We start from the raw sequence: 9,676 nt of genomic DNA, 5'->3' as shown, positions 1-9,676 counted from the left end.
AGCCAGCACGTCAGCTAGTCAGTCAGCTTCAACAAGTGCAAGTCAATCAGCCAGCACGTCAGCTAGTCAGTCAGCTTCAACAAGTGCAAGCCAATCAGCAAGCACATCAGCTAGCCAATCAGCCTCGACAAGTGCAAGCCAATCAGCAAGCACATCAGCTAGTCAATCGGCTTCAACAAGTGCGAGCCAATCAGCCAGCACATCAGCTAGCCAGTCAGCATCAACAAGTGCAAGTCAATCGGCTTCAACAAGTGCAAGTCAATCAGCAAGCACATCAGCTTCTGAGTCAGCAAGCACATCAGCTAGTCAATCGGCTTCAACAAGTGCAAGCCAATCAGCAAGCACAAGTGCGAGTCAGTCAGCTTCAACAAGTGCAAGCCAATCAGCAAGCACAAGCGCATCTGAATCAGCGTCAACAAGTGCAAGCCAATCAGCAAGCACAAGTGCATCTGAATCAGCATCAACAAGCGCGAGCCAATCAGCAAGCACATCAGCTAGTCAATCGGCTTCAACAAGCGCGAGCCAATCAGCAAGCACAAGCGCATCTGAGTCAGCATCAACAAGTGCAAGCCAATCAGCCAGCACATCAGCTAGCCAATCAGCCAGCACATCGGCATCTGAATCAGCATCAACAAGTGCAAGCCAATCAGCCAGCACGTCAGCTAGTCAGTCAGCATCAACAAGTGCAAGTCAATCAGCAAGCACAAGTGCGAGTCAATCGGCATCAACAAGCGCAAGCCAATCAGCAAGCACAAGTGCGAGTCAATCGGCTTCAACAAGTGCAAGTCAATCAGCAAGCACATCAGCTAGTCAGTCAGCTTCAACAAGTGCAAGCCAATCAGCCAGCACCTCAGCTAGTCAGTCAGCGTCAACAAGCGCAAGCCAATCAGCCAGCACATCAGCTAGTCAATCAGCTTCAACAAGTGCAAGCCAATCAGCCAGCACAAGCGCATCTGAATCAGCATCAACAAGTGCAAGCCAATCAGCCAGCACAAGCGCATCTGAATCAGCATCAACAAGTGCGAGCCAATCAGCAAGCACAAGCGCATCTGAATCAGCATCAACAAGTGCGAGCCAATCAGCCAGCACCTCAGCTAGTCAATCGGTTTTAACAAGCGCGAGCCAATCAGCCAGCACAAGCGCATCTGAATCAGCATCAACAAGTGCCAGCCAATCAGCCAGCACATCAGCTAGTCAATCGGCTTCAACAAGCGCGAGCCAATCAGCAAGTACGTCAGCTAGCCAGTCAGCATCAACAAGTGCAAGTCAATCAGCCAGCACATCAGCTAGTCAGTCCGCATCGACAAGTGCAAGCCAATCAGCCAGCACCTCAGCTAGTCAGTCCGCATCGACAAGTGCAAGCCAATCAGCAAGCACAAGTGCAAGTCAGTCGGCTTCAACAAGTGCAAGCCAATCAGCCAGCACAAGTGCTAGTCAGTCAGCTTCAACAAGTGCAAGCCAATCAGCCAGCACCTCAGCTAGTCAGTCCGCATCGACAAGTGCCAGCCAATCAGCCAGCACATCAGCTAGTCAATCGGCCTCAACAAGTGCAAGCCAATCAGCCAGCACGTCAGCAAGTCAATCAGCCTCAACAAGTGCAAGCCAATCAGCCAGCACATCAGCAAGTCAATCGGCTTCAACAAGTGCGAGCCAATCAGCCAGCACAAGTGCTAGCCAGTCCGCATCGACCAGTGCGAGCCAATCAGCCAGCACATCAGCTAGTCAGTCCGCATCGACCAGTGCGAGCCAATCAGCCAGCACCTCAGCTAGTCAATCGGCATCTGAAACATCATCAGAATCAGTAGCTAAGTCAAGACAGCAATTGCCAAATACAGGTACAGAAGCTTCTAAATCATCTGTACTCCTTGGTGCTTTGGCAGCTGTGACTGGTCTAGGTCTTGTTGCTAAGCGTCGGAAACGTGATAATGAAGATGAAGCATAATATCTTGTCTTAAAATAACCGTTTTCAAAAATGAATAGGTTAGAAAAACCCCTGAAAATTAAGTTTTCAGGGGTTTTTAAAAATTTCTTTTCTGTATATAAGAGTTAATATATAATAAAATAAATCTATAATAGTACATCATAAATCATAAAATATTTCTAGAAATTAATTTGACTTTCCTAAATAGATTTGTTCATATCTTATTTCGATCTACTATAGAAGAGTACACCGTAACTTATAGAACATTTCTAACAGTGCTTTAGGAGTTGTTTTCTACTATTCTAGATTCAATTTACTATAATCATTGAAAAGGTGAGATTAGTTTCAAACAAATCTAGAGAGTGTTTGAATTGAGTATTAAAAAATAAATACTTTTAATAAATGATATGTTTAATCGTTCATTGATGTTAGAATAAAGACATTCAAGGGCATAGAGCTACTGTCCTTCTTGCATTATTCTATGGTAAACAGGAGCTAAAATGTTTATGTATTGTTTCATGCTAATGTAGCTTGCTATAGATATAAAAAGATATGCAAGTATACAAATATCACAGAAAATCAATATATTAACAAATAGAGTATAATTTTCCAGTTCTAGTTTAATGTTTTGTAACAAAAATTTAATATTTCTAAATATAAATACATAAAATGATTAAGAATAAATTTATAGACTTTGAAACCGTTTAAAATTTGGAATCTTATTGATAATTATAAAAAATTACAAATCAGGATTTAGTAATATAAAAATGCTTTTTTTTTTTTTAGGTAAAAATGTTTTGAAACTTATTGAATTAACTGAATCTAAAATGTATAATATAGATTGGTATTTTATCGAAAAATACACATAAAAACAAAAGGAAAGGAATCTAAAACATGTTTTTTAGACGCCAAGAAGGTGAATATAGGGAGACGGATCGTGTGACCCGTTTCAAGTTGATCAAGTCGGGTAAGCATTGGTTGCGTGCCTCGACCTCTCAATTTGGTCTCTTTAAAGTCTTGCGAGGTGGTGTAGATGCTGCTCAGGTAACAACTGAAGTGATCGAAGAGCAATCAGCAAATACACTGACTGGCTTGGATATCCTGAAAGGGATAGCCGCAGCAGGGACGGTACTTGGAGGAGCAGTTGCAACACAAACAACTGTTTATGCCAATGATGCCCTCGAAAAGACAGTAGAGGCAAATCAAACACTTGCAAATACAGATACAGTAACTTTGGGAACCGTAAAAGATCAGGAGGGGGCTAAAGCAGACAGCTTGTCAGTTTCTGTTAGCCAAAGCCAGTCCTTGTCTGAGGAAGCTTCAAAGAATGCAAGTAAGCATCTTTCAGAAAGTGAAAGCCAATCAGCATCGACAAGTGCGAGCCAATCAGCAAGCACGTCAGCATCTCAGTCAGCCAGCACATCAGCGTCTGAGTCAGCGTCAACAAGTGCTTCTCAATCACAAGCTGGAGTAACTTCTGAACTTGCAAAACCAGTAGCATCAGAAACAGCTTCAAACAGAGAGACATCTGTACGTAAAGCAGATACAGCTAATACTACAGCTGATGCAGCTCTTTCAAAAGTTATCACTGACAGCCTTGCATCTCTACAAGCAGTTGAAAATCGTTTGAGTCAAATCACATCAACGACTTCAAGCTTGGTGGATACGACGACAACAGCTGCCGTAGCGACTACAGTATCTGCTGAGAGCAACAAGAAAGCTGAAGAAGATCGCAAACGTCTGTCTAAAATCTCTGCTTCTATGGGTGAATTCCTAGCTAGGTCTATCGGTTTGCCTAACATGGATTCAGCAGTTACTAAAGTTAACGCTGCTGTAACAGCTATTGAAGAAGCTTTGAAAAATCCAAACGCTGACCTTACAGCCGTTATCAAGCAAGCCAAAGCTGCAGAAGCTTCAATCGCCAATGCCGTGCTCCGCGCCCATAACGGCAAACGTAGTGTGCTAAATGGCAGACAGATGGAGAGAGGATCACAAACTCGTGCCATTAATACACAGGTTGGTTCACGTGCGGTAGGAGAGGCTAATGAGAATCGTGCAAATGGCGAAAACTTAAAATCTTACGTATCTGGATATAATGCTTCTGCAGAGAATTATTTGCGAGATCACGTGGCTGTTTCATCGAAACCTGTATATGATGCAAATGGTAAAGTAACCTCTATCATTTGGACAGTTATTGCCAATCCGCTTGCTAATCGTGGCTATACTAATGTGATTAAGTGGATGCAGGTTCCAGACCAGCTAGAGATGCCTGATACTATTACCACGACGGGTTATAAAAATCAAATAACAAGTACAACAGTAAAACCAAATGTGAATTTTGCTAACCTTCCTGTTGATCCGGCAAATCCGCTTAGCTTACCAGATAAATTTGGTGAGACTGTTGCAGGTGGTAGTGATGGATTTGCTAAACAGGGGACAGCAACATACGATAAAAATTCGTTTGGAGGTGGAAGTCAAGGCGTTGTTTCTCTTTACCATCCAGATGAATCTAAAAACTTGCTAAAAGCTTTATCTGATAATAATGACCAGTATAAACGCCCTATATGGAACGAAATTTCTCCAGCAATCGTTCCGCGTATTTCAGACCCACGTACTATTTGGCAAACGGTTAATATCGGTGGAACACAAAGTGAAGTAAACGTAACACGCTTTGAAACAAGAGTAAAACCAGGTGTTACTGGTGAACAACTAAAAAATATGAAACTGTTATTTGGTTTAGGTTCACCAGGTACGACCTTTGCAACAGTGGGGCTCCACACCAATCCTCTTGGGATGAGCTACGAACAAGCTTATCCACTAGCCGCAGCAGACAATGGAAAATATTTTGTTAAACAGGTGGAAGAACCGTATATTACCAATGACTATGCTTCTGCAGGTTTGAAATGGTGGTATTCAAATAACGATACAAGCCAAGCCTTTACGGATCCGAACCAATATTTAGTAAGAAAAGGTACTAATGATTATGGTGGTGATAAGTTACCTAGAAACTCACAAATAGAGTGGAGAGATTCTAACAATCAACTAATCGATAAGAAGAATGTTGGACGCACTCCAGGGGTCTTTAACAATAAGATACATGTAACCTTCCCAGATAATACAACAAAAGATGTAGATACTCAGTTTATCGTTAAGCCTCACGCACCAAAAATTACGACTAAACTTGTAGAAGGTCAAGCTCAGCAAGATATTCACGTTGAGAAAGCAGCTCCAGGTAAGAAAGTTGCTCTTTACCAAAATGGAGTGAAAATACTAGAGGAAACAGCAGATAATAATGGACATGTAACCTTTAGAAATGTTAATCTACAAAACAATGCAGAGTATAAAGCTCAGACAGTTGTTGATGGACAGCCAGAATATACAGATCGAAATGGAGTAAGAAAGATATCTGTTGAATCTGATTATAGTAATACAGTTCGCGCAACTAATATTGATAAGACTGGACCTGTTGTTACAGCAGGAGACAACGGACAAATCAATTTGACTGCTGGACAACCAGCTAATGTCCGCTTGTCAGCTTCTGATGTGACGACTGGTAACTCAGGCATGAGGACCCTTACTTACGATGCAGGTCAGTCTAGAGGAACCACTCTTGATAACTCAAATACAAGCTTTAACGGTGTTTTGACACCAAGCAGAGCTGTTAGAAATAATGATAACTCTATGTCGACTACTTTGACAGGTACTCCTAACAAAGTGGGTCTTTATGAGAATGTGAAGGTGATCGCTACAGATACGCTTGGTAATACAACCGAGAAAATTGTTAAAGTTGCTGTTAAACCAGCTCCTCCAACAATTGAAACCAACCTTGATAGTAGAGTTGGACAACGAGTGGATGTTGTAGTGAATGTAGGAGCAGGTATCCCAAATAACTCAACGGTTACCCTTCAGGGTCCAAATAATACCAGCTATACAGGTAGAGTTTTAAATGGGAAAGCAACAGTTACTGTACCATCTGTACAGGCTGGTTCGTATGTAGCTAAGACAACTGTAGCCTTACCAAATAACAAGGGAAATTTGGAGTCAGAATTTGGTGATCCTGCAGTCTCAACTCGTGATGCTATTCCTCCTGTTATTAAGGGAGTTCCAGCTAATAAAACAATTGAAATTGTTTCAGGTGATTCTGTCGATGTGCCTCTAACCGTTTCAGACAATGAGACAGGTAATTCGGGTATTAAATCTTTCAGGGGCTTGCTCATGGCAAACAGCTCTCCGCTAACTGATCCTAGTGTTGGTTCGCTTTCGCTAACTAATACTACAAATGCTGATAAGACGATTTCGAGTCGAGTTCGAGGAACTATTAATAAAGTTGGACTATTTCAATACTTCCTTTCTGCAGTAGATGGGTCAGGCAATGTTTCTCCAGAAACTTTGCAAGTGAGAGTTAATCCTAGTCGACCAACTGTAAGTAACAATCTAACCGAAGAAGGTGGTATGCCATCGAATATCACGGTGACAGATATTGATCCGCAGGCAACGAGTGTAACAGTGACAGTAGGGACTAAAATGTTTACTAAGCCGATTACAGCTGGTACACCTAGTGTAACTTTTACACCAACCGAGCTTGGTTTTGAGAATGGCTTGTTGCCAAACAATGCAACAGTTACTGCCAAAGTTTCAGCGCCAGGTTTAAATGTTAGTGCTAGCACACCTTTTGAATCTGCAGCAAGTGAACCTGTAACCATCACACCTGAAACAGAAAAACCAGTTATTAACTATTCATTTGAAGTGTTAGATAAGACAACCAATACTTGGAAACCAGTCCCTTCTACAACTAACTCAGACGGTAACACGGATTATTCTATCTATTCAGGCGATGAACTTCGTGTCAAAACCACCGTTACAGATAACAGTGGAAAAGTTAAGACGGTCACATTTGGTGATAAAATAAGTTGGAAAAATGACTTGTTTGATTTTCCTGCTTGGGGAAGAAGTACAGGTGGTACCTTCAGAGATACGGTGACGAATGCATCGGAAACAGCTCCGTATACGGGAACATCTACTGTAACGATGGGAGAAAATGTTGTTTGGGCACCTAATAAGACTCTGACTCGTCAAGTTAATGCTGTCGATGGAGCAAATAACACATCTAGCACCGAGACATTTATTATCCGTCATGCAAGTCTTGCAGTTAAAAATGCAAATCTCAATCCAACTGAAAAGGCAACAGTCAATGACTTGAGCAATCCAACAGACCCTGAAAAAGCAACTCTGATAGCTAATATTAAGGCAGCTCATGGTGTTGATGGTCGTATCAAGAATGTTACGATAACTGGCGATACTGCAACTATCCAATATAAGGATGACACGACTCGTACACTCAAAGTATCAGATATTGCTAAACCAAAAGCTCCAACGGTTACAAATGATTTGACAGGGCAAGGTGGTCTTGCCAAGAACATTACGATTACAAACATTGAACCAAAAGCAACGTCTGTTACTGTTAAAATCGGAAATGAAACTTATACAGTCGATAAGCCAGTAGGTGCAACTAGTCTGACAGTAACTCCTGCAGAACTTGGTTTGAACGTATTGCCAGCCAGAGGAAGTGTAACAGCTACTGCAAACATTACGGATTCTAATGGCGTTACAACCCCATCTGCTGAAAGTACAGCTGTCACTATTACCCCTGAGACGATTGCGCCAGTAGCGAATACAGTTGTAGAAATTTACGATAGAGCGACTGGACAATGGAAAGCTCCTGAGACGACTCCAGGTGCAACTCCAGTATATAAATTTTATGCTGGTGACCAAATTAGATTTAAAACATCAGCCACTGACAATAGTAACTATATAAATAAAACTACGGTTAGACAAGGGCATGATAGAGCTACCGAGATTCAAACTGGAAAAGTTTTGGATAATCTTTTTAGAAAAGACCCTGTACTCAATCCCAATGAAGAAGAACCTGCATCCAATATTTCTTCTATTACAGATGCCTCAACTACAAATCCAGCTAGCCTAGTTGTGACGGAACTGGTTAAAGACGAACTTCGATACAGAACTGGAAATACTGAGACTCGTTCGATTACAGCTACAGATGTTGCAGGAAATGAGTCAAAAGGAAATACATTTAAACTTGCACAAGGTGATTTAGCAGTAAGAAATGCTAACTTGAATCCTGATAAGAAGATTAAAGTTACACGCCTGTCTGCCTTGACAGATACTGAAAAGGATAGCATTAAAGAAGCTGTTAAGAATGCCCATGATACAGCCACAGAGAAAGAAAAAGATCGTATCCAGGACGTTACCTTCGAAGGGGATAATGTCAAGATTACCTATAAAGATGGTCAATCTCGTACCAAACCAATCTCAGATTTGGCAATGGAAGTTAATCCACCAGTTATTGGAGACTTAAGTGAACGTGGAGGTTTACCAGATCAAAGCATCACGGTAACCAATGTTCTTCCAGGAGCAACTGTAACCTTGACAGTTGCAGGTCAGACAGTTAAGAAAAAAGCAGACAATAACGCTAACAGCGTAACCTTTACTCCGACTGATTTGCAAAAAGTCTATGATGGAAATAATGGTCTTCTTCCTTCAAGTACTTCACCTACTGTACCTAATGTAACTGTGACTCAAAGTGTACCAGCAGGTCCAAATACAACTGAAGAGTTAACTTCAGAGTCAAGTTCTGGTACGATTACTAAGGAAACTGTACCACCGACGATTACGTACAAGTTACAGATTCAAAATGCAGCTGGTGAGTGGAAAGATGCACCTAAGGAAGTTGTTCGTACAGGAAAAGTTGAAGGGTATGAAATATTTGCTGGTGATAAATATCGTGTAATTGCTGAAGTCACGGATAACAGTGGTAAAATCAATAAGTTGGAAGTTTCAGATGATAGATCTACTCAGACAAAATTTATTGATCCTAGATATGCAACAGATGGTGAGATAACTTCTATTTCAAGTGTTACAGAAGCTACGGAAAGGACCCCAGCGACGATTGAAGTTACTGGTACATATAAAGCGGATAAAACATGGGGAGAAGGTAATTATTGGACACGTAAATTTATCACGCGAGACTTGAGTGGTAATGAAATACAGACTCCATCTTTCCTTGTTGCTCAAGGGAAATTAAGTAAAAAATTCCCAGGTCAGGTTCCAGCAACGGTTCAAGTAAGCAATACAACAACCCTATCTCCAGAAGATAAACAAAAGATTCTTGCAAAGGTGGAGGGATCTAATCCACGAGGGGCAAATCGTATTAGTGGTTATACCTTTGAAGGTAATGGTGCTGTAGTAGGTGGTAAGGTAAGAGTAGTTATTACCTATAACGATGGCACATCGAATACAGTAGAGGTACCAGTATCGGATTCGGAAGCGCGATCTGCCTCAGCATCAGCAAGCACAAGTGCAAGTCAATCAGCAAGCACATCAGCTAGCCAGTCAGCATCAACAAGTGCAAGCCAATCAGCAAGCACGAGCGCGTCTAAGTCAGCATCGACAAGTGCAAGCCAATCAGCAAGCACGAGCGCGTCTAAGTCCGCATCGACAAGTGCGAGCCAATCAGCAAGCACGAGCGCGTCTAAGTCAGCGTCAACAAGTGCGAGCCAATCAGCAAGCACGAGCGCGTCTAAGTCAGCATCGACAAGTGCAAGCCAATCAGCCAGCACATCAGCTAGCCAATCGGCATCAACAAGCGCAAGCCAATCAGCAAGCACAAGTGCGAGTCAATCGGCTTCAACAAGCGCAAGCCAATCAGCAAGCACAAGTGCGAGTCAATCGGCTTCA

At 41.9% G+C, this 9,676-nt stretch carries 2 protein-coding genes; both read left to right on the top strand.

The window, feature by feature from the left end; genetic code table 11:
• On the top strand, window positions 1–1,942 hold a 1,942-nt coding region (locus E7C97_RS08335; RefSeq protein ID WP_316108860.1), incomplete at its 5' end, for an LPXTG cell wall anchor domain-containing protein.
• 873 nt (window positions 1,943–2,815) lie between these two features.
• On the top strand, window positions 2,816–9,676 hold a 6,861-nt coding region (locus tag E7C97_RS08330; protein ID WP_316108859.1), incomplete at its 3' end, for an accessory Sec-dependent serine-rich glycoprotein adhesin.

Source organism: Streptococcus sp. (assembly GCF_032481935.1).
In the GTDB taxonomy this organism is placed as follows: Bacteria; Bacillota; Bacilli; order Lactobacillales; family Streptococcaceae; genus Streptococcus.
This window is presented reverse-complemented; position numbering and strand designations above follow the sequence as displayed.